General features: G+C 68.6%; 20 protein-coding genes and 2 pseudogenes. 12 read left to right on the top strand and 10 right to left on the bottom strand.

Going from position 1 to position 24,333, the window contains the following annotated elements; genetic code table 11:
• A partial coding sequence (locus tag J7E89_RS33960; protein WP_214979230.1) for a YafY family protein occupies positions 1-702 on the bottom strand: 702 nt, incomplete at its 3' end.
• 97 nt (positions 703-799) lie between these two features.
• Between J7E89_RS33960 and J7E89_RS33955 the strand changes: the two genes are divergently transcribed.
• On the top strand, positions 800-1,201 hold the full coding sequence (locus J7E89_RS33955) for a RidA family protein (RefSeq protein WP_214979236.1): 402 nt from the start codon (positions 800-802) through the stop codon (positions 1,199-1,201).
• A 415-nt stretch (positions 1,202-1,616) separates the two neighbouring features.
• Here the strand turns inward: J7E89_RS33955 and J7E89_RS33950 are convergent, their stop codons facing one another.
• Together J7E89_RS33950 and J7E89_RS33945 are read right to left on the bottom strand one after the other, a co-directional pair.
• Positions 1,617-1,850: a hypothetical protein gene (locus tag J7E89_RS33950; RefSeq protein ID WP_214979228.1), complete on the bottom strand. Its 234-nt coding sequence runs from the start codon at positions 1,848-1,850 to the stop codon at positions 1,617-1,619.
• Positions 1,851-1,858: 8 nt separating this feature from the next.
• Complete coding sequence (locus J7E89_RS33945; protein WP_214979226.1) at positions 1,859-2,839, bottom strand: hypothetical protein; 981 nt, start codon at positions 2,837-2,839, stop codon at positions 1,859-1,861.
• 691 nt (positions 2,840-3,530) lie between these two features.
• Between J7E89_RS33945 and J7E89_RS33940 the strand changes: the two genes are divergently transcribed.
• The 9 genes and pseudogenes from J7E89_RS33940 (at position 3,531) to J7E89_RS33900 (ending at position 11,699) form a co-directional block, all read left to right on the top strand.
• A complete protein-coding gene (locus J7E89_RS33940) occupies positions 3,531-3,764 on the top strand; it encodes a hypothetical protein (RefSeq protein ID WP_214979224.1) in 234 nt (77 codons plus the stop codon).
• Between the two features lie 22 nt (positions 3,765-3,786).
• Positions 3,787-4,458, top strand: a pseudogene (locus J7E89_RS33935) (IS6 family transposase); the annotation flags it as partial.
• A gap of 233 nt (positions 4,459-4,691) precedes the next feature.
• Entirely contained in the window at positions 4,692-5,168 is a 477-nt protein-coding gene (locus tag J7E89_RS33930) for a MarR family transcriptional regulator (protein WP_214979222.1), read from the top strand.
• A gap of 355 nt (positions 5,169-5,523) precedes the next feature.
• Positions 5,524-5,937: a DoxX family protein gene (locus tag J7E89_RS33925; protein WP_214979220.1), complete on the top strand. Its 414-nt coding sequence runs from the start codon at positions 5,524-5,526 to the stop codon at positions 5,935-5,937.
• A gap of 650 nt (positions 5,938-6,587) precedes the next feature.
• On the top strand, positions 6,588-7,463 hold the full coding sequence (locus tag J7E89_RS33920; protein WP_251061453.1) for an SDR family oxidoreductase: 876 nt from the start codon (positions 6,588-6,590) through the stop codon (positions 7,461-7,463).
• Positions 7,464-7,668: 205 nt separating this feature from the next.
• On the top strand, positions 7,669-9,069 hold the full coding sequence (locus J7E89_RS33915; RefSeq protein WP_214979216.1) for a cytochrome P450: 1,401 nt from the start codon (positions 7,669-7,671) through the stop codon (positions 9,067-9,069).
• A gap of 14 nt (positions 9,070-9,083) precedes the next feature.
• Positions 9,084-9,743 (top strand): class I SAM-dependent methyltransferase, encoded by a 660-nt coding sequence (locus J7E89_RS33910; protein WP_214979214.1) that lies wholly within the window; start codon positions 9,084-9,086, stop codon positions 9,741-9,743.
• Entirely contained in the window at positions 9,740-11,212 is a 1,473-nt protein-coding gene (locus tag J7E89_RS33905) for an FAD-dependent monooxygenase (RefSeq protein WP_214979212.1), read from the top strand. The genes J7E89_RS33910 and J7E89_RS33905 overlap by 4 nt, the downstream gene beginning before the upstream one ends.
• Positions 11,213-11,261: 49 nt before the next feature.
• Positions 11,262-11,699, top strand: coding sequence for a nitroreductase/quinone reductase family protein (locus tag J7E89_RS33900; RefSeq protein ID WP_214979210.1), 438 nt, complete (start codon positions 11,262-11,264; stop codon positions 11,697-11,699).
• A gap of 63 nt (positions 11,700-11,762) precedes the next feature.
• On the opposite strand, the gene J7E89_RS33895 is transcribed toward J7E89_RS33900, so the two are convergent.
• Positions 11,763-14,234, bottom strand: a complete 2,472-nt coding sequence (locus tag J7E89_RS33895) for an excinuclease ABC subunit UvrA (RefSeq protein WP_214979208.1) — start codon at positions 14,232-14,234, stop codon at positions 11,763-11,765.
• A 279-nt stretch (positions 14,235-14,513) separates the two neighbouring features.
• Between J7E89_RS33895 and J7E89_RS33890 the strand changes: the two genes are divergently transcribed.
• Positions 14,514-15,968, top strand: coding sequence for a multicopper oxidase family protein (locus tag J7E89_RS33890; RefSeq protein ID WP_214979206.1), 1,455 nt, complete (start codon positions 14,514-14,516; stop codon positions 15,966-15,968).
• 766 nt (positions 15,969-16,734) lie between these two features.
• Positions 16,735-18,054, top strand: coding sequence for a cation:proton antiporter (locus J7E89_RS33885; protein ID WP_214979204.1), 1,320 nt, complete (start codon positions 16,735-16,737; stop codon positions 18,052-18,054).
• A 408-nt stretch (positions 18,055-18,462) separates the two neighbouring features.
• Here the strand turns inward: J7E89_RS33885 and J7E89_RS33880 are convergent, their stop codons facing one another.
• The 6 genes and pseudogenes from J7E89_RS33880 to J7E89_RS41935 all read right to left on the bottom strand — a co-directional run bounded on the left by J7E89_RS33880 (position 18,463) and on the right by J7E89_RS41935 (position 24,324).
• Entirely contained in the window at positions 18,463-19,104 is a 642-nt protein-coding gene (locus tag J7E89_RS33880; RefSeq protein ID WP_251061451.1) for a trehalose-phosphatase, read from the bottom strand.
• 87 nt (positions 19,105-19,191) lie between these two features.
• Positions 19,192-19,348 (bottom strand): annotated as a pseudogene (gene manB / locus J7E89_RS33875) (phosphomannomutase/phosphoglucomutase); the annotation flags it as partial.
• Positions 19,349-19,595: 247 nt separating this feature from the next.
• On the bottom strand, positions 19,596-20,972 hold the full coding sequence (locus tag J7E89_RS33870; RefSeq protein WP_214979200.1) for an aminotransferase class V-fold PLP-dependent enzyme: 1,377 nt from the start codon (positions 20,970-20,972) through the stop codon (positions 19,596-19,598).
• Between the two features lie 65 nt (positions 20,973-21,037).
• Positions 21,038-21,313, bottom strand: coding sequence for a hypothetical protein (locus J7E89_RS33865; RefSeq protein WP_214979198.1), 276 nt, complete (start codon positions 21,311-21,313; stop codon positions 21,038-21,040).
• A 519-nt stretch (positions 21,314-21,832) separates the two neighbouring features.
• Complete coding sequence (locus J7E89_RS33860; protein WP_214979196.1) at positions 21,833-21,997, bottom strand: hypothetical protein; 165 nt, start codon at positions 21,995-21,997, stop codon at positions 21,833-21,835.
• 47 nt (positions 21,998-22,044) lie between these two features.
• On the bottom strand, positions 22,045-24,324 hold the full coding sequence (locus tag J7E89_RS41935) for a M28 family peptidase (RefSeq protein ID WP_214979194.1): 2,280 nt from the start codon (positions 24,322-24,324) through the stop codon (positions 22,045-22,047).
• Positions 24,325-24,333 lie beyond the last annotated feature (9 nt).

Genomic DNA, 24,333 nt, shown 5'->3' with positions numbered 1-24,333 from the left:
CTGCGTGCTGCGTTCCTGCCAAGCCCGGTCCAGATCGACCCGGTCTGGTCGCTGTGCCGGTTCGGCGAGTTCCTCGGCGGCCAAGACCCGGGACAGCCGGTAGGTGCGGTCCGCGCCAGACTTCGTGGCCAGCAAGTAGCCCTGGTCTCGTACGGTGACCAGGCCGATCGGGTCCACCGTGCGCCACTTCGGGGTCTGGTCCACAGCCGCGTAGTGGATGCGCAGCTTGTGTCCGGCGAACACCGCGCGCCGGACCTCGGCCACTATGGTGTCGGGCACCTCATCAGCAGCCAGCCGACGCGAGAGGAGGTCGGTCTCCGGGTCGATGAGCAATCGCTGAGCCGCGTCGGCCGCGGTGGCTCGATAGCTTTCGGGTAGCGCGTCAACCACCTTGCGCATGGCCGAAGCGAGCGCCGAGCCGAGGCCGAATGCCTGCGCGCCGCGCCGTGATCCGGCGACCAGCAGGGCAAGGGCCTCGTCGTTGTTCAGTCCGGTGAGCTCGGTCTGGAAACCGGGCAGCAACGCGAAACCGCCGTGCCGACCGCGTTCGGCGTAGACCGGGACGCCGGCCGCGGATAGGGCTTCGATGTCGCGCAGCACGGTGCGGGTGGATACCTCCAGCTCGCGGGCCAGCGTGGCCGCGGACAGCCGACCGTGCTGCCGCAGCAGCAGAATCAGCGATACCAACCGGTCAGCGCGCATACGAAAACTCTACAGGAATACACGACACGGGATGTCGTGATTCGTTGGGAGGCTCACCAGCAAGACAGAGCCCCATCACACACGAGAGGTGATCCACATGGCACACGCCATTGTCAATCCGGACAGTTTGCACGACCCGGTCCTGTTCGGCTACAGCCACACCGCCACTGTCCCCGCAGGTACGGAACTGGTGCTTATCGCAGGTCAGTACGGATCGGGCCCAGACGGCGCGGTTGTCTCGACCGACTTCACCGAGCAGGTGAAGCAGACGTTCCGCAACATCGGCGTCGCTCTTGCCGCCCATGGGCTCGACCTCAGCCACGTTGTCCAGCTCAGGACGTATGTGGTGAACCATGACGTCAGCAAGCTTGGGCCAATCGCCGGGGCCGTGCAGGAGGGCTGGGGTACGAAACCGCCCACGCAAACCCTCATCGGTGTCGCGAGCCTGGCTGCGCCTGACGTGCTGTTCGAGGTCGAGGCCCTCGCCGCCCGGCCCTGACTCGCCGCCGCCCGCACCCGGGCTGTTCAACCCGACGCGGGTGGCGGTTCAGTAACGGGGTGGCGTAGCAAATGAACGGGAAGGCACCTCCGAGGATGTCGAGGAAGCCACCACCCTAGCCCTCCGGCAAGGCCCGTCACGTGCGTTCCAGGGCGCGGCGGAGCGCGACATTTTTAGGGCTGTCAGGTTCTGTGCAGGGGGAGTTGGGCTGGCGGCGACAGATGGAAACCAGCTGCTTTTGCAGCCCAGGGGATGACGTTGGGGGCAGCGGCAGCATGGGATCGCTGGCCCTGCCTTGGCTGCTGCGCTCAAGGGAAGCACCGGCGGGGCGGACTGGTGTGCTCCGATAGCAACGGAGCTCCCACGCCCGCTCGTTGCGGGCCCCGGCCTCGCCATGGATGCCTGAACGGACGCTTCAGACCGCGTAGCCGTCGTAGTACCTGTCGTAGAAGGCGGAGTGCTCCTCAACAGAGGAGCCTTCGAACTCGCGCAGCCGCTCCAGCGCCGCCGCGGCAGAAAGCTCGGGGCGGGTCGAAAGGTGGGCCTTCGTCGCGGCGAGTCTCTGCCCGAGCAGGAGCTCGATGTCGATCGAGCACGCCGCGTCGAAGCTGGCTTCCTTCGCGCTCCGGGCGACGAGCGAAGTTGACATCGCCCCCGTCAGGTATTGGGAGCCTTACCGGTACGGCGCAGCTGCCGGAATGCACTGGCCAACTCGGCGAAGGCGTCCGCGATGGCGACTTCGCCGTTGGCGCGCTCCGTACCGGGGTCGGCTGCGAGGCGTTCGCGGATCCGGGCAGCCTCACGGCCGAGCCCGATGCACTCCACGCTCAGCCAGGCGTCCGGGTCGGTCAACTGGTCGAGCGCCCCGGGAGTGTCGTGCTTCTTCTCCTCGGAACAGGCGGCGGCAACCGCGTGAAGGTACGTGGCGAACTCCTCTGCGGGGGTCTCCGGGCCAGACTCGCGCACCCCGACGTCGGGGGCGGTGTGGAGTGAGGCCGGAGCACAGTTGGTGACGAACCGCCGGGCCTCCAGATCCCAAATCTGCGCCTCGCAGCTCTCGGACCAGGTCGTGGCTGCCTCCTTCAGCGCCCGGGCACGTGCGGTGATCCAGCGAGCGAAGGTCTCCAGTTCGTCGAAGTCCACTGGCTCGGCGACCTCAATGCCCCCGGTGGCCGGTAGAAACCAGGCCAGGGTGTCAGGGCCGGTCCGGGTGTGCTCGTAGATCAGGTGCCGGTGTATACCGGCGGCCTCCGCACCGAGCACCAGCGGGCCGAGTTCGTCCGTGACTTCCTCCAGAAGCAGTCCGTAGTCCCTGAGAGCATCCTCGGCGTCCTCCTGGCTCTCGAAGCGGCGGGCAGGCTCCTCCTGGTGGGTGGCACGGCCTTCCGGACGGCCAAGGATCTCCAAACGCTTGGTAAATCCCTGCGGGATCATCCCGACTTCGCGAGCGGCCGCCGAGATGGTGCGGTGAGCGGCCACCAAGTCGGCGGCGGCTTGGGCCTCGATGGCGGTGAACACTTCCCGCGCTGCATCAGCGGCGGCCCTCGCGGCCAGGAACCGACGAGCGGGGTCCTTGATAGCGCGCAGGGCCGCCACATCCGGCAGCACAGAGGGCGCGGAGCTCTCCGGGGTAGTCACAGTCTCCTCGAATCTGGGCATGGTTGGGCGACGGCCGGGCCTGGCTGACCGCCTAAATGCAACCACGAGCTACAAGATCAACTCGGTCACTGTCACAAATCCCCATCACGGTACTCGGCACTTCGCGCCCGGAAACGAACTATTGGGGCCCCCTGTGCCCGAAGTCCTACGTTCACCTATCGTTTATCGTTCCAGCTGACGCACCGATGGCGCGATCTCAGCTCAGTCACGCAGTTCTGCAGGAAAATGGGACACGATGGAGCGCCGCAACGCGACACGCACGACGGCTCCGGCCTAAGCGACACGGCCTGCGCGGGACACGGTGTCTGCTGACACAAACCGGGCGCGGCGCTGGAGTCCGGCGAGTGTGGACGTATGGCCAGGCCCCGGAGGTGTTCCGTGTGTCCGAGCGATCGGTGGGCGCTGGTGGCGCGCCTTCAAAACCGGTGGCCAGCTGGCTCTGCTGGCCACGGTGGTGCCGCAACCGAACGAGGTCGCCATACTGCGCCACGGGACATGGCCCCTGGCCGAGCAGGCCCAACTTCCGCACCAGACACCATCGACAGCGTCGACAAAACGCAGCCCGTGCTCGTGGGCAGCGCATCGGACAGCCCGAGTACAAACTGTGCACCCTTGGCCGGGTACGATGCCGCGCCGAATCGCGGCCCGGAGCGGGGCGCCCTGCTGCGCCGTGAGCGGCTGTACCTCTCCCACATCCAGGAAATGGCGAGCCGCCCGGGACGTCGGCGCTCTGGAAAAGCTGGCCGACAAGCGCAAGAGCCTGGCCCGGCCGAAGAAGTCGCAGGCCGAGATCGAGAGCGAGAAGCTGTGGCAGGAGAATGAGCGGTTGAAGCGGGAGCCGGCGAAGAACAAGATGAAGGGCGTTATCAAGTTGTTCGCGGGGCGTGCGATGATCTTGGTGTAGGCCGTCGTGGGAGAGGGCATTCGTGGACGCGCCATCGTCCAAGGGATACCGGTTTCCGCCGGAGGTGATCGGTCACGCTGTGTGGCTCTACCACCGTTTTCCGCTCTCGTACCGCGCGGGCGAGGAGCTCTTGTTCGAGCGCGGCATTACCGTGTCGTACGAGTCGATCCGGGTCTGGTGCGCGGTCTTCGGTTGCGCCTGCGCCCAGGGGCTGCGCCCGCCAGCAGCCAAAGCCCGGCGACATATGGCCCCTGGACGAGGTGTTCATCAAGATCCAGGGCCGGATGTGGTACCTGTGGCGGGCGGTCGACCAGGACGGCATGTTCTCGACACCCTGGTCCAGAACAAGCGCGACGCTACCGCGGCCAGGCGGTTCTTCCGCAAGCTCCTCAAGGACTGCGAGTGCGTGCCCTGCGTGAACGTCACGGACAGGCTCCGCTCCTACGGCGCCACCCACCGCCGCCTCATGCCGTCGGTCGAGCACCGCAGTTCGAAGTACCTGAACAACCGGGCCGAGAACAGCCACCAGCCAACCCGGCAACGTGAACGCGCCATGAAGGGTCTCCGCTCGGTCGGCGCGGCGCAGAGATTCCTGGCCGCCTTCCCCCGGATCTCCACCCACTTCCGACCGAGACGCCATCTGATGACAGCGAGTGACCACCGCGCTGAGATGACCGAACGCTTCCGCATCTGGACGACCGTCACCGGCACCCTCGAGCGAGATGCCCCCACCAGGCCAGAGCGCAACCTCAACACGCCCCAACTCACTAGCCACAACCGCAACTTGACAAGGCCCGACGAAGGGGTCTCGCCTCCCGCACCCGTCCACGCCGTGGGCGCGGACACCACTTCTGTCGACCGAGCGTCGGAAGGTGCTAGTAGCTTGTCGGGTACCGGGGCCCTACCGCGTGAAAGCAGAAGTGGGAGATGACCGCTACAGAAAGAGATGGCACAGGACGGCGGAGCCGTGATGGTGCTCGCCAGGGCGATCTTCCGGGAACAGCCGCAGCTCTGGTGCTCGCCGGTCACCGCGTTGGCCATGTGCTCCTGAGCCGACTTGCGGGTTGGAACCTCAACCTCGCCGAAGCCATGGTCCTCGCTTACCTGAACCGCGAGGGTCCGGCGCCGATGTCCGCTCTCCAGCGTGCCCTCTGGGTGCGCCCTTCCACCGTCACCAGCATCATCAAGCGGCTTGAGGACAAGGGGCTGGTGGGGCGGATACCAAGCCCGGCGGACAGGCGGTCTCTCATCGTTACCCCCACGACACAGGGGGTGGAAGCGGCAGCCGATGCCGCAAAGGCGTTCGAGGGCGTTGATGATTTGTTGGAGGAGGCGGGAATCCCTGCCCTTACCGGGTTCGACAAGGTCGTCACAGTACTGGCTGAGTTGGCTGCGGACAGCTGACGCTGGGCCATGCGCCCTGGGGGGACGTGCTCACGGGGCCGTTTCGGATGGCGGGCTTGCTCGGTCACCGTGGACGTGCACTGCGGCAGGAACCCCTCGGCCTTCAGCGGCGCGGCGACGGTCCGCACTCACCCGGCACACCCGGTCCGCTCTGCGGGGAGGTCGCTGATCCTCGCTCGCCATGCCACTCACACCACGTTTCAGGTGCGACTCCGCCAGCCTGAGCCGCACCGGCCACCAACGGCTCCGCGTCATCGCTGCACGACTCAAGTTGGCTCCCTGACAAGGCAAGACTGCTAAGATACTACGAACCCGTAATAATTTCTGCCCGCGGAAGCGCGTCAAGGGAGAAGACATGTCCCGTTCTGTGCAGAGTGTGCCCAAGGTGGATGGGAAGGCCCGGAATATCGTCCTGTGGGTCCTTCAGGCCATCCTGGCCGTCCTGTTCGTCATGGTGGGGGCTTCTAAGTTGGTCGGCGCGCAGGACATGGTCAAACTCTTCCAGGACGTCGATGTCGGGCAATGGCTTCGGTACGTCACCGGCTCTCTGGAGCTGGCCGGGGCCGTACTGTTGCTCGTTCCCCGGCTGAGTGCCCTGGGTGGACTGGTGCTCACCGGAGTCATGACGGGCGCAGTCCTGACCTGCTTGTTCATGATCGACCAGAGTCCGGTACCAGCAGCGTTGCTGCTCATCCTGGCAGCGGTCGTCATGTGGAACCGCCGTCAGCTCACTCTCGGCATCGTTGGCAAAGGCGATGCATCTGGTTGATCGGTTCGGCCCGAACCGAAGGGCCCGGCCTCCGTTGCTCATGAAGTCGCACGGTGCCGACCGCGGGTCGGCACCGTCGGGCTGGGCGAGGACACATGATGGCGCGCGGCCCAGCGTCTGGACGAGGGCGGATGCGCGACGGGCTTGGTGCAACGCCCGGCAGGCTCTACGCGGAGGACGGATAGAACGCAACCAGCCTGCTGAGATAGTGGGCAGTCGGCCCGTCTGTGGCGGCCACTGTCTCTCTGGTGTGCCCTCCCCGTATAGCCAGCCACTCGTATCCCCGCCGCCGCGGACCGAGGTCGATGACCCAGTCCGCGGCGGCGGCCACGTGCAGATCGTATTCGGCGATGACCAACGTGCTTCTCTCGTCGAGGATCTACGACATGACGACGAAGAAGTAGGCTCCAAGAACACCTTCGCCCGGTCGCCCTCCGCATCCCCCTTCGCGGGAGCGGCCCGGGCGTTCCCCACAGGTGGCACACTCCCCCCGAAAGGCTGGGGTTGGTCCGGACGGGCGGGTCGGGCCCCGCCGGTGCCACTACGGTGGTCACGGGCCCGGACGCGCTGTCGCAGGGTGTCCCACCCGGTGCCGCGCCGGTCCGGGCTGAATGACCGACCAATCTCACAGTTCCGACAGGGGAGAGTCGTTGTCCAACGCATTGCAGGGGCGGGTAGCGGTCGTGGCGGGTGCCACCCGAGGGGCCGGCCGGGGCATCGCCCGGGAACTGGGCGCCCAAGGGGCCACGGTCTACTGCACCGGCCGAAGCGTCGCCGGCCGTCCGGCGACCGGGAACCGTCCCGAAACGATCGAGGAGACGGCGGAACTGGTCGGCGAGGAGGGCGGCATTGGTATCCCCGTCCGGGTCGACCACACGGTGCCCGAACAGGTCGAGGCGCTTTTCGCACGGATCACCGTGGAGCAGGACGGTCAGCTCGACATCCTGGTCAACGACGTCTGGGGTGGTGACGAACTCACCTCCTGGCAGACGCCGTTCTGGAAGCATGATCTGGCCAAGGGCCTGCTCATGCAAGAGCGGGCCGTGCACTCGCACCTCATCACCTCACGCTACGGCGCCCCCCTCTTGGTGGCCCGGAAGGCTGGACTGATTGTCGAGATCACCGACGGGTACAAGCCGGACTACCGCGGTAACCTCTTCTACGACCTGGCCAAGGCCTCGGTGATCCGGCTGGCCCTCGGGATGTCCGAGGAGCTCAGGCCGCACGGGGTGACCGCGCTGGCGGTGACGCCGGGATTCCTGCGCTCCGAGGCGATGCTCGAAGGCTTCGGCGTCACCGAGGAGACGTGGCGGGACGGCATCGTGAAGGACCGTCATTTTGGTGGCTCCGAGACCCCGCACTACGTCGGCCGTGCGGTGGCGGCGCTCGCCGCTGACCCGGACGTCGCCAAGCTCGCCGGGCGCACCATGGCCTCCTGGCATCTGATGGAGCGCTACGGCTTCACTGATCGCGACGGCCGGCAGCCGCACTGGGAGAACTTCACCGCGGAGCTGTACAAGGACTGAACTCCCAGGCACGCTCGCAGTACGCCACCGGACCCGCCGCTCACCCGCGGCGGGTCCGGTGGCGTTTTCACGCGGCCACGGGGGGATCGACCGCTCCAGGAGACAGTTGACACTAGTCGAACAAGTATTACAAGCATTGTCATTCACTTTGTCATGAACTACTCTGCACCTTTGACAGGATGATTTACATATTGGGAGGTCCCCCGTGCCCAGGCGAATCACGGCTCCCCGTCTGCCGGGGCCGGCGCAGTTGCCGGTTCTCGGCTGGCAGTTGCGCGCGCTGAAGATGCTTGCCGACCCCCTGGCCTTCTTCACGTCCATGCATCAGCGGTACGGCGAGATCAGCACCACGACGCCGCGCGCTCCGAAGCACGTCTTCGTCTTCGGTCCGAAGTACCAGCGCGAGATGTTCGGGCGGCCGCAGAGCTTCATCGCCGACGCCTTCCGGGAACTGCGGATGCCACCGCGCTCGGGGATGGCCCGGCTCACTCAGGGTCTGCTCAAGCTGAACGGCGACCCGCACCGCCGGCACCGGGGACTGATGCAACCCGCCTTCCACTCCCGGGCGGTGGCGCAGCATCACAAGGCGATCGTGGAGGTCACCGAGGAGGAGCTGGACCGGTTCCAGGTCGGCGAGGTCCGGCGGATCGATCACGATCTCTCCCGGCTGATGCTCCGCATCGGCATGCGGACCCTCTTCGACGTCGCGGAGACCGATGACGTCGACCGGCTCAACGGGCTGATGGAGCGGCTGCTCGCCTCGGCCACCGCCCCCACCACGCTGCTGCTGCCGCTGGACGTGCCCGGCATGTCCTACCGCCGGACGCTGCGCGCGGCCGACCAGCTCGACTCGGCGATTCGGGAGATCATCGTGGCCAAGCGGGAGAACCCGGGCGAGGACATCATCTCGATGCTGATCGCCGCCCGGGACGACCAGGGCCAGGGACTCACCGAGGACGAGCTGGTCGGCGAGGCCTACACCTCGTTCTGCCACGACAGCAGTGCCTCTGCCCTGACTTGGACCCTGCTGATGCTCGACCAGCACCCGCAGGTGCGCAACGACCTGTGCGACGAGCTGGAGGCCGAGCTGGGAGGCGCCCCCGCTGAGGCCGCCGACTTCGACCGGCTCCCGCTGCTCGACCGGGTGCTGAAGGAGACCCTGCGGCTCTTCCCACCCGCTTCGATGGGCCTGCGCTACGCGGCCGAGGACTGCACACTCGGCCCGTACGGGATCCCCCGGGACACCACCCTGTTCTTTAGTTCCTACGTCTCGCACCGGCTGCCCGAGGTTTTCACCGACCCGCTCGACTTCCGCCCCGACCGCTGGACCGGGGCCTCCCTGGACTCGTACGGCTATCTCCCGTTTGGCGCCGGCCCGCACAGCTGCCTGGGACGCGCCTTCGCGCTCCTCGAGATGAAGATCGTGCTCAGCATCCTCCTGCAGCGCTTCCGGCTGCCGGTGGTGGACGGCACCCGGATCGACCGAAAGATCAAGATTTCCTTGGTGCCCGACCACGGCCTTCCGGTCACCGTCGCCGCACCCGGCCGGGACCGGCAGCTGGCCGCGGTGACCGGCTCCGTACGAGAGGCGGTCGACCTGGTATGAAGGATCCCGGATTCGTGGCGGCCTTCAATAAGGCCGCGGACACCTACGACCAGCAGCATGGCGCGACCTGCGGAGTCGCGCACCGACTGGCTCTCGCCGCGGTGGCCGCGCACGGGACCGTGCCGCGGTCCGTGCTCGACATCGGCTGCGGCACCGGAGTGCTGCTCGACCTGGTGGCGCAGCGCTGGCCGCAGGCCCGGTTGCGGGGGGTCGACCCGGCGCAGCGCATGATCGACGTGGCTGGCCGTCGGCTGCCGCAGGCCGAGCTGGCGGTCGCCACCGCGGAGCGGCTGCCGGTGCCCGACGCGAGCGTCGACCTGGTACTGAGCACCACGTCCTTCAACCACTGGTCCGATCACCGGGCGGCACTGCGCGAAGCGGCCCGGGTGGCCCGTCCCGGCGGACTGGTCGTCGTGGTCGAACACGCCCCGCCGGGGCTGTTGATGGGCGCACTGCTGCGCCTGACCGGCCGGATGGTCCGGCATCACTCCCCGACCGATTTCGCCCGTCTCGCCTGGGCCGGCGGGTTGCACCCGCTGCGGGTCACCCGGGAGGAAGGCGGCTTCGTCCGCCTGCTGGCGCGACCTGAGTCCGCGGCCCGGCCGTACCCCACGACCTGGGCGGAACGTATCGCATTCGGGGCTCGGACAGCACCGCCAAAGGAGACATCGTGACGGTCCTCATCGTCGGCGCCGGACCTGCCGGGCTGACCCTCGCGGCCGAGCTGGGGCTGGCCGGGGTGCCGTGCCGGGTCCTGGAACGGCGTTCCGAGCGCTACCCGCACTCGCGCGCCTTCGCGCTCACGCCGCGCTGTCTGGAGATCATGGAAATGCGCGGCGAGGTGGAGGAGTTCCTCACCCGCGGGCTCGAGTCACCGGTGGTCTCCCTGGGTTCCAAGGGCCGCGGCATCGACATGAGGCGGTACATCGACAGTCGGCACGCCTACAACCTGATCCTCCCCCAGGTGCAGACCGAAGAGGTCCTCGAGGCCTGGGCCCTCAAGCGCGGCGCGGTCATTGAACGCGGCACCGAGGTGACCGGCCTGGAGCAGGACGCCGACGGTGTCACCGTCACGGTCAGGGGCCCGGAGGGCGAGCACACCGAGCGGGCGTCTTACGTGGTCGGCTGCGATGGCATCCGGAGCACGGTGCGCAGTCTGCTCGGGATTTCCTTCCCGGGCATGCCGTCCGAGTTCTCCGCCATCCTCGCCGACGTCCAGCTGAAACACGTTCCCGAGGACGAGCAGGTCTTCGCCCGGCACACCGACCGCGGCATGGTGGCCGTGATGCCATTCCCCGACGGGCATTTCCGGCTCATGATCCAGGATCACCGACGCATGCAGGTGCCGGTCGGCGAACCGGTCACGTTGGAGGAGATACGCAGCAGCGCAGCTGACATCCTCGAAGTAGACCTTGGCATCCACAGCCCGCGGTGGCTCAGCCGCTTCCGGAGCGAGCAGCGGCTCGCCGAGCGCTACCAGGTGGGCAGGGTGCTGCTCGCCGGTGACGCCGCGCACGCCCACACCCCCGCCGGCGGCCAGGGGCTGAACCTCGGCATCCAGGACACGGTCAACCTGGGCTGGAAGCTCGCCGCGACCGTGCAGGGCTGGGCGCCCGCGGACCTGCTGGACAGCTACGAGGCGGAGCTGCGGCCACTGGCCGCGAGGATCCTCCGGCAGACCGAGAGCGTGTTCCGGTTCAACACCGCGCGCGGTCCGCTGCTGCGGGGGGCGCGCTGGACGGTCAAACAGTTGCTCCACGTCCCCGCCCTCCAGCGGAGCGTGATCACCGAGATGGCCGGCACCAAGACGCGCTACGGCAAGGGCGCCCACCGGATGACCGGCCGCCGGGTACCCGACACCACACTGACCCTCGCCTCGGGTGCCGAGGAGTCGCTGTTCCCGCTGCTGAACAGCGGGAAGGCGGTCTTCCTCGACAGCTCGCCCGCGGGCGAGCTGGCCCGCGCCGCCGAGCGGCTCTGGCCGGAGCACCTCACCGCGGCGCACGTACGCCGAGCGTCCGGCCGGCTCCCCGAGGCGCTCCTGGTCCGTCCCGACGGTCACGTCGGCTGGGCGTCCGACCACCCCGATCAGCCTGCCTTCCGGGCAGAGGTGGGCCGTTGGCTGGGCGACCCCGTGGCCTGACCGCGCCCTGGAGCCATCCCGCGATCCCGCAGCGACAAGGAGAGTGACGGTGCCGAACGCACTGGAGAAGGCTTTCACACGGACCATCAGCAAGACCAACATCAAGGTCTACCGAGCCACCAAGGGGCGCGTGTGGAACAAGATGCTGGGAATGCCGGTGCTCCTGATGACGGTGAAGGGCCGCCGCACCGGCCAACCGCGCACCAAGCCGCTGGTCTACTTCACCCACAACGGGGCCTACGTGGTCACGGGCTCGCTCGGCGGAGCGCCACAGGAGCCGCTGTGGTTCCGCAACCTCCGGGAGGCGAAGACCGTCATCGTGGAGGTCGGCAACGAGCTCTACGAGGCCGACGTCGAGATCGCGACCGACGAGGAGCACCCCGAACTGTGGGCGAAGGCGACCTCGCTGGCCTCCTTCTTCTCGGACTACCAGGCTCGCACGGAGCGGAAGTTCCCGATGGCGAAACTGACACCACGCAAGAGCTGAGCGCGCTGCGCGCACAGAACGTCGGGCCCGGCCTCTTGCCAGGCCCGACGTGTGCCGTTCGGTTCAGCCGCTGCGCCGGTCGGTGCCGATGATCTGCCGCAGGTACCGGGCAGTCGGTCCGTCGGTGGCCGCCACCGCCTCCGGCGTGCCCTCGCCGCAGACCAGCCCGCCCGCCTCGCCGCTGCCCGGCCCCAGATCGACGATCCAGTCCGCGGCAGCGGCCACGTGCAGGTCGTGCTCCGCGATGACCACGGTGTTCCCCTCGACGAGGAGGGCGTCGAACGTGTCCACCAGGCGCTGTACATCGGCCGGGTGCAGGCCGGTGACCGGCTCGTCCAGCAGCACCAAGCCGGATCGCCGGCCCCGTGCCCCGCGGGTGATCGTCGCGGCCAGTTTCAGCCGCTGCGCCTCGCCGCCGGAGAGCTCGGTCGAGCTCTGCCCCAGTTGTAGATAGCCCAGTCCGACGCGCTGCAGCGTACCGAGGATGCCCGCCAGCGCCGCGGGCTCGGTGAATACCTCCGCCGCCTCGTCGACGGTCAGGGCCAGCACCTCGTCCACCGCGAGTCCCTGGTGCCGTACCGAGAGTACCTCCGGGCCGAACCTGCGGCCCTCGCACCCCTCGCAGGTGACCGTGACGTCCGGCAGGAAGTGCATGTCCACCGAGCGCCGGCCGTAGCCCGCGCAGGTCTCGCACCGCCCACCGCCGGAGTTGAACGAGAAGGCAGAGGGGCTCAGTCCCTTGCGCCGGGCGGCCTCGGTGCCGGCGAAGAGCGACCTGATGTGCTCGAAGGCCTTGGAGTAGGTGGCCGGGTTCGACCGCGGGGTACGTCCGATGGGCTCTTGGTCCACCAGGCTCACCCAGCCGAAGGCGTCCGCACCGACGACCTTGTCGACGGTGTCCACCCGGCTGCCCTCGACGGCGGCGCCGACCGCGGCCGAGATGCAGTTGTGCAGCAGGCTGCTCTTGCCGCTGCCGCTCACCCCCGTGAGACAGTTGAGCACGCCCAGCGGCAGATCAAGTTGCGGGATCCGGACATTGTGGCTGTGGACGCCGTGCAGCTCCAGGCGGTCCGTCCCGGTGGTCCGGCGCCGCCGGACCACCCGGGGGCCGGAGGCCGCCAGATACGGCGCGGTACGGGACTCCGGATTGCCTAGAAGGTCGGCCGGCGGCCCCGAGGCCACCAGCCGGCCACCGTGCTCGCCCGCGCCCGGCCCGATCTCCACGACCCAGTCCGCGCCGGCGATCAGCCCGGTGTCGTGCTCGACGAGAAGGACGGTGTTCCCGGCGTCCCGTAGCCCCCGCACGATGTCCGCTAGTTGCTCCTTGTCGGCAGGGTGCAGGCCGCAGGACGGCTCGTCCAGGACATACACGATCCCGGTGAGGCCGCTGGCCAGCTGACCGACCACGCGCGCCCGCTGCATCTCCCCACCGGACATAGTCGGGGCCGAACGGGACAACTGCACGTGTCCCAGTCCCAGCCGGGACAGCAGCTTCAGCCGCCCGGACAGCTCCGGCAGCAGGGACTGTGCCACTTCCAACTGTGCACCCTCCAGGCCGTCCGGCACCCCCTCCAGCCAGCGGCATGCCTCGCGCACCGGCGCGAGGACCACCTCGGAGTAGGTCATCGCCCCCAGGCGCTGGGTGCGGCTGTGCACGCCGTAACCGCTCGCCTCGCACTCAGTGCAGTCGACCATCCGCATGTACGGCAGGTAGCGCTTCTTGGCGTTCTCGGTGCCAGCCGCCGAGAACAGCCGTTCCACCTCGGCCACCGCGCCGCGCACGGGCTTGTTGTAGCGGTAGGTGAGCTCCGCGTCGGAGTTCTTGTTCGGCAGGTCGATGCTTACCGCCACCGACTCGTCGCCGGTGCCATACAACAGGGCGTGCTTCAGCCCCTCGGGTAGATCCCGCCACGGTGTTTCGGGGTCGGCACCGTGGCGTTCAAAGAGGAACGGGACAGCCGCCTGCTCGCCGGAACGGAAGCGGTCGAACCACGGAGAGGCGCCCCTCGTGAGCGGCAGGTCGTGGTCGGTGATGATCCGATCGGGATCGGCGTGCAGTGTGGCTCCCGCGCCCCGGCACACCGTGCAGCTGCCCTCGGTGCTGTAACGGTCGAAATGGGCGGAGGACAGCTCGATGGCGCCATCGCGGGCCAGCGCGGGCACCCGGGAGTAGAGCAGGCTCAGGTAGGCATCCACGCCGGTGAGCGTGGCCAGGGTGGACCGGGCGTTGTGGTTGAGGTGCCGCTGGTCCACGGCCAGGGTGGCGCCCAGACCGGTGATCCGGTCCACCTGGGGCCGGTCCTTTGGAGTGACGTACTGCCGCACGAACGGCGCCAGCCCTTCCAGGTAGCGCAGTTGGGCCTCGGCGTGCAGTGTGTCGATGGCCAACGAGGTCTTTCCACTGCCGGAGACCCCCACGAACGCCACCACCGCTCCGCGGGGGATCCGTACGTCCACGCTGCGCAGATTGTGTGTGCGGGCGCCCGTCACCTCGATCCACCCGGCCGTGCCTAACCGTACAGAGTGCTCTTCCATGCCTCTCCCCTGGCAGTGGGCTGTATCGATCACGGCACCCTAGCCGACAGTCAGGGGACGTACACAAGCATTGACGTTCGATTGACAGGCGCTTGACAGGCAAGCGGGGCACCCTGCGGCACGGTGACCGGCAACCTCAGGAGCTGACGGGACGTCCGCCACCGTATGCCGCCCCATGGGCCTCTCTTGTCTGGAACAGAGTTGGATGTAATGGAAGGTTGACTCGCGTAACGGTGTCCTATGTAATGACGCGCACAACTGTGTTGTCAGGAGGAATTCATGCTCACTCGACGTGGCCTACTCAGAGTCGGTGCGGCCACCACTCTGTCCGGCGCTTTCACCGGCGTCGCGCTTGCTCCTCTGGTCATGGCAAAGCCTGCGGAGAGCGGGGCCAGTGCACTGGCGGAACCGGAGCCGTTCCGTACTAAGCTTCCTGTGCTGCCGGTTCTCACCCCGGTATCCGTGTCAGGCGGTGTTGACAGATATGTCGTACCCGTCCGAAGCGCCCGCGCAGGGATACTTCCCGGGGCGGTCACGGATGTCCTTACCTTCAACGGGAGCTTTCCCGGGCCCACCATCAAGGCCCGGTCTGGCCGGCCGGTCTCAGTCACCTACCGCAATCTGCTGCAGGATCCCCTCTCGGTGCACCTGCACGGGGGTTCTGTCGCGGCTGCCGACGACGGCGCGCCGATGGATACGTTCGAGCCGGGTAAGACCCGCACCTACACCTACCCCAATCGGCAGCCTCACGCCTCACTCTGGTACCACGACCACGCCCATCACAGTGAGTCGGAGCATGTCTACCGGGGCCTATCCGGCTCCTACCTGCTCACCGACGCCGATGAGTTGGCGCTTCCGCTGCCCGCTGGCTCGTATGACGTCCCCATCGCGTTGCGCGATGCTCACTTCGACGAGTCCGGTCAACTCGTCTACGTCATGGACGAGATATTCGGGCGTCCCACACTCCTCACCAACGGCAAGCCCGCCCCCTACTTCGAGGTCGCTGCGCGCAAGTACCGCTTCCGGCTCCTGAACTCCTCGAACCTCCGCCACCTACGGCTCCGCCTCGCCGACAGTTCCCCGATCACTCAGATCGGATCCGACGGCGGCTTGCTCCCGCGCCCCTATGACACCGACACCCTCTGGCTCTCTCCCGGAGAGCGTGCCGATGTCGTCATCGACTTCTCCCGCTACCCGGTCGGGACCCAGCTCGTCCTGCAGAACACTGTTGGGCCCGCCGGAGACTCGGAGGAGGTGCGCCCGGTGCTTCGGTTGGATGTGGTCCGCAAGGTGCATGATCCGAGTTCAGTTCCCGCCATCCTGCGGACCCTGCCCGCGCAGCCGGAAGCTTCTCAGGAACGCTCCATGGAGCTGAACATGTCGCAGGCAAGCGACTCGTCCTGGGTAGCCACCATCAACGGCAAGGTCTACGACCCGAATCGCATTGACATCAACGTTCAGCAAGACACCGCCGAGATCTGGACGATCACTAATCCCAGCGAGTTTGTGCCGCACAACTTCCATGTGCATCTGGTGCAGTTCCGGGTCATCGAGCGTAACGGCGGAGAGCCTGGCCCGGAGGAGGCCGGTCTCAAGGACACGATTCGGATGGCTCCCGGTGATACGGTCCGGATCAAGCTGCACTTCAACAGCTACCGCGGCGTCTACGTCTACCACTGTCACATGCTGGACCACTCGGCGATGGGCATGATGGCCCAGATGAAGATCAGCTAGTGCTATGGCCGTTGGGTGGAAGCGCCGAAGTGCCTCCAACTGCCCGTGCTGGCCGACGAGCACCTGCACCTGCCGGTCTCGAAGGACGGCACCGGGGCCTTCCCGGCAGCGAAGCTGATGAGCCTGGTCGGCGGCATGATCGCGGGCGCGGACAGCATCGATGACATCAACCGGTTGCGGCACGGCGGGTTGTCCCGCTTGTTCGCCGGGGGGCGGGCGCCGTCCACGCTGGGCTCGTTCCTGCGGTCCTTCACCCATGGGCATGTGAGGCAACTGCACGCCATGGCCCGCCGGTTCCTGCCCGCCTTGGCCGCGCACACCCCGTTGCTGCCCGGCGCGAAGACGGTCGCCTATGTGGACATCGACGACACGATCCGCCGCACCTACGACTACGCCAGACAGGGCGCGGGCTACGGATACAGCAAGGTCAAGGGGACTGAACGCGCTGCTCGGGATCGTCTCCACGCCGGTCATCGCCGCCACCAGACTGCGCAAGGGCCCGTCCAACTCCGCGCGCGGCGCGGCCGCGTTCGTCGCCGAGACTGTCCGCACCGCCCGCGTCAGCGGCGCCACCGGTCTGCTGGGCGTGACCAGCCACGACGATCCCGCAGTCGGCCGACGACCCCGCGCGGCATCCCTCCGAGCGCTTCGCAGAAAGTGCCGCGGTTGGTCGTCTACCGTCCGCGGGTCCGTCGTGGCTGGTCGATCAGTTCCCCGCCCCTTTGTCGGGGGCGCTGGTTCCCGACCCCTCGTCCAGGAGAACGCCATGGCAGCTGCTGCCCCCGATCCCCTTCCCAACCTCCTGGTCTCCCTGCCAGTGGTGATTCTTGCCTGCCGGGCCGGGGCCCAGCTCCTGAAACGGCTAGGTCAGCCACCGGTCGTTGGCGAGATCCTCATAGGCATCCTGCTCGGCCCTTCGCTGCTGGGCTGGCTTTGGCCTGGTGCGCAGGCCTGGCTCTTCCCACAGTCCGCCCTGCCGTTCATCGGTGTGCTGGGCAACATCGGGCTGCTCGTCTTCATGTTCCTCGTCGGTCTGGAACTCGACCTCAAGTCATTGCGCGGAAACAGCAGGACTGCCGTGGCCGTCTCCCAGGCCGGCATCGTCGTACCGCTGGTGCTGGGCACCCTGCTGGCGCTAGGCATGTACGGAGGATTCGCCCCCAAGGGCGTCGAGAAGCTGCCGTTCGTGCTGTTCATCGCGGTTTCGATGAGCATCACCGCGTTCCCGGTGCTGGCCCGCATCCTGACCGACCGCGGCCTGTATCGAACCAGAGTGGGCGCACTCGCCATGGCCAGTGCGGCCGTGGACGACGTGAGCGCCTGGTGTCTGCTGGCGGCCGTGGTGGCGGTGACGAACAGTAACTCGCCGATGGAGGCCGTCACCACGGCGCTGGACGCGCTAGCTTTCACGGCGGCCATGTTCCTTGTCGTGCGACCGCTGCTGGCCAAGTGGGCTGCGCGCGCCGAGCGGCGGTACGCCGACGGCGTCGTGCTCGTCGTGCTGTTCAGCGGGCTGAGTCTGGCCGCGTACGCCACCGATCGGATCGGGGTGCACGCGCTGTTCGGCGCGTTCCTGTTCGGTGTAGTCACTCCGCGTGGCAGCCAGCGGATCGAAGCCACCGCGGCCGGGATGCGCGCCTTCACGGTGCCGGTGCTGCTGCCGCTGTTCTTTGTCAGCATGGGGCTGAAGACCGATGTCGGGCTGCTGGGCGGCAGTGGCACCCAGTGGCTGTGGGCAGCCGCCGTGCTCGCGGTGGCGGTGGTGGGCAAGTGGGGCGGCGGCTCGATCGCGGCCAGGCTCTCGGGCCGTGGCTGGCGGGACGCCATGTCGCTCGGCGTGCTCATGAACTGCCGGGGCCTGACTGAGCTGATCGTGCTGAACATCGGGTTCGGCCTGGGCGTCATCGGCTCTGAGCTGTTCACCATCCTCGTGCTGATGGCCCTGGTCACCACGGCCATGACCACGCCTGCGCTGACCTGGATCCGAAAGGGAGTCGAAGAGAACCTCGCACTGGACACGGCCGCGCAGGTCGCGGCCGGAATCGGCCATGACGAACCCGCCCTGCAGGCCGTGAAAAGTCGTTGACCTGCGTCTTCCGCCGGTTCGGTGATGTCGACCCACATCCGCTGGCTCGTCCGCTACAACACCTGGCGGCACCACTCGGCGAACGGCCAGCTCAGCCCACATCGCCTACGAGTAGTCGGCTAGAAGGCCGATGAAGATCTTGAAATCGCGCCCGGCTTGCACCGGTTCAGCCCGATTGACATTTACCGGCAATCCGGGGTGAGTCGGGCGGTCCGAGCAAGATCTTCAGGAGTCTTCTAGCATGACACTTGCCGCATAATCACATGAAACCGTGTCCACTTTTCGGGTGGAAGCGCCGTCCGTGGGGCCGGATGCGGCGCTACGTATGCCGTATGAGGAACGGGCTGGCCGCAGTAAGCGGATGGCCGCGGCGGCTGCGGCGATGGCGCCGCAGAAGTGGTTCGCGGCTCAGGTGGATGCCCTGCGGTTGTGAGGTGCGGCTGTGCTGTTCGCTGGGGTGTCCAACGCCTCGGCGAGCAGCAGCAGCTGGGTGATGCAGTGCGGTCCGTCCACGGTCAGGTCCGCGCGGCGGGCCAGGTCCGGGACGGCCTCGTTGGCGCTGGTCGGCGCGCTGTAGAGGAGGGTTCCGCTGCCGCCGGCGCTACGGTGTCGGGCAACAGCGTCGAAGGCGGGAATGTCGGCCAGATCGTCGCCGGCGTAGAGCACGGTGCGGGCCTGGCGCTGGGTCAGGAAGCTGGTCAAGGCGCCGCCCTTGTCCTGGCCCGCGGCGCGAAGTTCGATCACGAGGCGGCCTGGCTCGGCTTTGAGGCCGTACTGCCTGGCCAGTTGCAGCAGTGCGGGCCGTAGCCGGTGGAAGGCGGCCTGGGGATGAGCGGCCCGGCGGGTGTGCACCGCGAGGGCCGCCCCCTTGTCCTCGACGCGCCCCCCCGCGTCAGCGCCGTACTGTGTCAGCAGGCGGGGAAGCCGGATCGTCGACGATGTCGGCGAGGGTGCCGTCGAAGTCGAGGGCCAGGACCGTCTGTTGCGGGGCCTCGACCAGATTGGCGAGCCCGTCCCGGCCTTCCTGTGTGATCGACTGCAGCATCGCATCGGCGGCGAGCCGGCCAAACAGGTAGCGGGAGGCGGACATCGGCGGGGCTCCTTGGTCGGTGTGGCGGCGGGCATTGGAGCGAGGACGCTGCTGCCGCATGTCATGCCCGATCACGATCGCCTCAGCGCCTGTGACCTGGACAAAGGCAGCGCCGAACAGCTCTGCAAGCGACTCGTCCCACTGATCGGGAACCACTCCACCTACGTCGTATGCCTTCACGAACTGCGAAAGATCAGCCACCACATCTCCCTGAGAGACGGCACGGCGCGCAGAACGTACTGCCGCTGTGCCCGTCAACACCATGGGGACGCTAGTGGCGAGCCGGGGCGACTGGAGGCTCCGGCAGCCCAATTGGGTGCGGCTTTGGCACGTCAGCGCGCAGCGGCTCTTCCCCTGTCGGCAGTTGTCGGTTGCCAGGGCGCCGGTCCATCTCCGGCTCAAGGACGGGTTCTGAGCTCGGCAGCCAGCTCCACAAGTGGTGGCAGCGACATCAGTTCTTCCCTCCCGGTCGGTCCGCCTCGCAGGGCGAGACGGCTGTGGCCCGGCCAGCCCACTGCGGCACCGGACGCGGGTCGGGCACGGGCGTCCAGCGCCCGGAGACGGTCTCGTAGGTCCACTTCGGCCCGTGCGTCACCAGGCCGCTCAGGGCGTCGAGGAGTCGGTCGACGTCCGCGAGGGTCGACGGAACGCCGAAGCTCGCCCGCAGCGCGCCGCCGGGCGGGGCGCCGAGCCGTGCCAGGAGCGGATGGGCGCAGAACCTTCCGCTGCGTACGCCGATGCCGTGCTCGGCCGCCAAGTACGCGGCCGCCAGGCCGGGATCGGTCCCCGCCACGACGAACGCCACGATTCCCACGGCGTCCCGCACGTCCGGCCAGATGCGGAGGGTGCGCACGCCGGGTATCGCTCGCAGGCCGCTCTCCAGCCGCTCGCGCAGGGCCCGTTCGTGGCTCGCCCAGTGCTCGGGGTCGAGCTCACCGAGCACCTCGCAGGCGCGGGCGAGTGCCGCGCCGCCCAGCACGTTCGGGGTGCCCGCCTCGTGCCGTTCGGGTGCGGCGGCCCAGCTGGTGTGCTCGACGTCCACTTCGCGCACCGCGCCGCCGCCGCGCAGGTAGGGAGTGGCGGCGTCCAGCCAGTCGCGAGGACCGATCAGCACGCCGGAGCCGTACGGGGCGTACAGCTTGTGCCCCGAGAAGGCCACGTAGTCCGCGCCTGACGAGGCCAGGCTGAATCGGCGGTGGGGCACGAGCTGGGCCCCGTCGACGACCACCCTGGCGCCGTGGCGATGCGCGAGCCGCACGACCTCGGCGACGGGGACCACTTCGCCCGTGACGTTGGACACGCCGGTGATCGCGAGAAGGTGGACCGGTGCCGCCGTCAGTTCCCGCTCGAGCAGCCCGAGCGTCTCCGCCCACGTCGGGGCGGCGCGGACGAGCCTGTGGTCGCACGACGCCCACGGAAGCAGGTTGGCGTGGTGCTCGGTCTCCAGGGACACCACACGGGCCCCCCGGGGCAGGCAGTGGGCCAGCAGGTTCAGCGCGTCGGTGGTATTGCGGGTGAAGACGGCCGTGTCCGTGGCGCGCGCGTCGGCGAACCCGGAAACGATCACGCGGGCCTGCTCGTAAAGCCCCGAGGTCACCGAGGACGGGTAGCCGGCCCCCCGGTGCACGCTCGCGTAGTACGGCAGGACCGTCGTGAGATGCTCGGCCACCGCACGCAAGGCGGGACTGCTCGCGGCGTGGTCCAGGTTGACGTATCCGACGTCCGTGCCCGACACGAGGGGAACCCGCAGGTCCGCGCCGACCGTCGCGAGCAACGGGCGGTCGGGGGACAGAGACTGGGTGGGACGGGCGACCGTGGTCGACGTCATCGGCGTCCCTCCCCGTCGTCGGGCAGTTCGATGCGGATGCGACGCTTGCCCGTTCCCTTGCTCTCTCACTTCTTCACCCGCAGACGGCCGATCTGCTTGGTGGAGCCGACGTGGGTCCCGCCGTCGGCCTGGATGTCGAGCCCCACGATGTCGACGACATGTACGTCCGTGATGTCGGGCGGCAACAGATTGGTGGCCGTCCGGATCAGGTCGGGGTTCTGGAAGGCCTCCGCGGCGGGCAGGGTCCGTACGTCGACGCCCACCGTCTCGCCGCTCGCGTTCAGTGACGCGTCCACGCCTGCCGTATGCGCCAGGGTCTTCACCAGAGCTACCGTCGCCATGATGATCTCTCGCTTTCAGCTCGTCGACCGGGTGGAAGTGAATGGGGGTGCGGGGTGAGATGGGCCAGTTCGGTGAAGCCGCCCTCCAGGAAGGCGAACGGCCGCGCTTCCCGCATGCCGGACTCATCGATGCTCACCACGAGTTGGAGCAGGTCCGGGTAAACAGGCTCCCCACAGTGCAGGGCCCGCCCGGTGTCTTCCTCTCTGAAGTAGGCGTGCCCGTTGGGACGGGAGTGATAGACCACGAGTACGGGCCTGGGGGTGTCGAAGCTTCCGTCAAGGAACAGTGCATCCGCGACGCTGAGGGCGTGCCCCGTGGCCGAGGAGCGCTCGAACGACTCCGGATCGGCCGCAGGCAGTTCGTCGATGACATTCCGGGCCTCGCATACGCCGTCGGCAAGGATGAACCCGCAGCTCTCGCGCGGGAATTCCCGGCTCCGTGGGCGTATATCTGGGCGAGGTTCTCCGGCGCGAGGACGGACGTGGTGCCGGGGAGGGCTGACCGCCGGGCACTGGGGTTCACAACGCCACCTCCTGCTTCGGCGTGGCGTCGGGCGCCTGTGCCGTGTCGCGCTTCTTGGTAAGAGCGAAGGAGCCGAGCATCGCCGCCACCAGGGCCACCGGCCCGAGTTCGGAGTGCTCCAAGAGTGAGGAGACGAAGACGGCGACTACCGGGAAGAACACCAACTGCACCTGTTAGCTGGTCATACTGGTTCTACCTCCGTCCTGTTTCATATCTTCAACCACCTCAGCACGAATGTGCCGTTGCCCCAACTGTCGATGTCCAGGGCCGCGGCGGGCGTACGCGGACCGTCCCCGGCGGGCAGCCCCTCGGACCGGTCCGCAACCCGGAGCCGGATCCGCGTCTCGTCTACCTCCAGCTCCACCCGCAGACCCTCCGCTCCTGGTGCGTAGAGCCACAGTTCCCAAGGGCGGTCCTGATCGGTCTCCTCCGGGCGGGCTGGCGGACAGGAGCGGCCCTCCACCGACCAGCTGTGCACGCCGCCGTCCGGGACGGCGAGGAGGAGCTGACGGGCACCGCGCGGCGAGGTGACGTGGAGGGTGAGTCGGCGCCGACCCGGACCGGCAGGCTCGTCCCCCAGCACGTCGACCGCCGGCGCGGGCAGGTTGAGCGGCTCGGCGTCGGCGTACAGGAAGTCCCTGTCCCAGCCGGGGAAGTACTCCGGCAGCAGGCCCTTTTCGGGGCGGTCCCCCAGGAAGCCGCGGGTCCACTCGGTCGGCCGGGCATCGCTGCTGAAGTACACGGCCCGGCCGGCATCGGCATCCATCAGGTAGCTGAGGGTCACTGGTGCGGCCGCGGTGTCGCCGGGGGAGCGGAGCCGATGCGCCACCACGCCCGCCGCGGCCATCAGGCCGCCGGCCGCCAGTGCCCGGCGCACCGGGCGGGGCAGCGCCCCCAGCGCGGGGGCGGCCAGCTCGCCGCCCAGTTGCAGGGTGAGCATCGGCGCAGCGGCGGCACGCGGGGTGAGGCCCTGGTACAGCAATTGGGAGAGCGGACCGAGTAACGCTGCTGCGCCGGCTGCGGCGCCGAGGGCGCCGAGGGTGCGCACTGCGGGCCGGGCGTCACCGGCCAGCGCGGCGACCGCACCTCCGATCAGCGGCCAGGTCGGCAGGTAGCTGCCGCCGGGCAGGAGGGCGGAGAGCGCGACCGAGGAGGCGGCGAGGGGAGGCAGCGTGCCGCCGAGGCGCTGCCAGGGGTCGGCGACTTGGGCGCGGTCGTTGGCCAGGGTCAGCGCGGCCGCCAAACCGACCAGCGCGCCGTATACCTGCCCGGAATCCGGGAAGTCGCCGTGCCGCCGGAACTGCGGGGTGCGGCTGCCCAGCCCCAGGGCGAGTGCCGTGGCAGCACCGGCGCCGGCCAGCAGCCGGGCCGCCTGCCGGCCGGCGCTGGCCCCGGTGATCCACCGGCCGGCGGCGGGGGTTCGGCGCCTGACCAGCACGTGGGTCGCCGCCGCCGTGCCGAGGAGGGCCAGCGGGAGGGCGGCACGCACTGGGTAGTGCACCAGCCGGCCGCCGAGGCTGAAGAACACCCGGTCGGAGGAGCGGAGTTCGTCCATGTCGGCCCGGCCCAGTTGGCGGAGCAGGCCGAGCATGTTCGCCCCGTGGTGTTGCAGCGTGCCGGGATCGACGTGCGCGAGGTCGTCGTCGGGTCCGTGGTAGTGGATGAACCCGCCGATGTTGGCGAAGTTCAGCCCGGGAAGCCGGTGTTCCTTGGCGAATGCGAAATCGGTGGCGTTCGGCATACGTTGGTACGCCTCGTCGAACAGCGAGCTCGCCACGGCGGCGTCTGGGGTGTTGGCGAGCATTCGTACCAGTGATCCGCTGCCCGGACCGGTCTCGAACATCAGCGCCGGGCCGCTGGTGCCGCGGGCCTCGAAGTTCAGCACCGCGCGGACGTGCGCCGCCGTCGGGTGCTCGGCGAAGAACGCCCGGGCCCCGAGCAGGCCGGCCTCCTCGCCGTCGGTGAGCACCACGATCACGTCGTTGCGCAGCGCGGGCCCGGCACGCAGCGCCCGAAGCGTCTCCAGGGCCGCCGCCACCAGCATGCCCGCATCGCTCGCGCCCGGGCCTTGCTCGACGGAGTCGTAATGTGTCATGAGCAGGACGGCCGGGCCGGGTGCGGTGCCGGGCAGGCGGGCGACGATGTTGCACACCCGCCCCCCGGCACGGTACTCCACCCCGAAGGGGGCTGGCCCGAGATCGCCGACGGCCACCGCGTCCTGGACCGTCACCTCCGCGCCCAGCGCGCGCAGTTCTTCCACCAGCACCGCACGTGCCCGCGCGTTGCCCGGTGAGCCGATCGGCCGGGGTTCGACGGCGATCTTGCGCAACAGCCGCTCGGCGCGGCGGGCGGAGAAGACGTCCTCGGGCGCGTCGGCATCGACCGGGCGTGGTGCCCGCGGCGCGCGGCCGGAAGCCGCCAGGGCCCCTGGGAAGGTCACGGTGCGCACGCCGTGGCGCAGCAGTCGGGTAATCCGGTTCATCATCATGTGGCGCCC

The sequence above is a fragment of the Streptomyces sp. ISL-100 genome (assembly GCF_018614615.1).
In the GTDB taxonomy this organism is placed as follows: Bacteria; Actinomycetota; Actinomycetes; order Streptomycetales; family Streptomycetaceae; genus Streptomyces.
The sequence above is the reverse complement of the archived record's forward strand: the minus strand, read 5'-3'. Positions and strand labels throughout refer to the sequence as shown.

Excerpts from the sequence above, each read along its gene's own strand:
- J7E89_RS33890 (WP_214979206.1), top strand. The coding sequence starts at position 14,514 with ATGCTCACTCGACGTGGCCTACTCAGAGTCGGTGCGGCCACCACTCTG.
- J7E89_RS33870 (WP_214979200.1), bottom strand. The coding sequence starts at position 20,972 with ATGACGTCGACCACGGTCGCCCGTCCCACCCAGTCTCTGTCCCCCGAC.
- J7E89_RS33865 (WP_214979198.1), bottom strand. The coding sequence starts at position 21,313 with ATGGCGACGGTAGCTCTGGTGAAGACCCTGGCGCATACGGCAGGCGTG.
- J7E89_RS33895 (WP_214979208.1), bottom strand. The coding sequence starts at position 14,234 with ATGGAAGAGCACTCTGTACGGTTAGGCACGGCCGGGTGGATCGAGGTG.
- J7E89_RS33950 (WP_214979228.1), bottom strand. The coding sequence starts at position 1,850 with ATGTCAACTTCGCTCGTCGCCCGGAGCGCGAAGGAAGCCAGCTTCGAC.
- J7E89_RS33885 (WP_214979204.1), top strand. The coding sequence starts at position 16,735 with ATGGCAGCTGCTGCCCCCGATCCCCTTCCCAACCTCCTGGTCTCCCTG.
- J7E89_RS33880 (WP_251061451.1), bottom strand. The coding sequence starts at position 19,104 with ATGCGATGCTGCAGTCGATCACACAGGAAGGCCGGGACGGGCTCGCCA.
- J7E89_RS33925 (WP_214979220.1), top strand. The coding sequence starts at position 5,524 with ATGTCCCGTTCTGTGCAGAGTGTGCCCAAGGTGGATGGGAAGGCCCGG.
- J7E89_RS33955 (WP_214979236.1), top strand. The coding sequence starts at position 800 with ATGGCACACGCCATTGTCAATCCGGACAGTTTGCACGACCCGGTCCTG.
- J7E89_RS33930 (WP_214979222.1), top strand. The coding sequence starts at position 4,692 with ATGACCGCTACAGAAAGAGATGGCACAGGACGGCGGAGCCGTGATGGT.
- J7E89_RS41935 (WP_214979194.1), bottom strand. The coding sequence starts at position 24,324 with ATGATGATGAACCGGATTACCCGACTGCTGCGCCACGGCGTGCGCACC.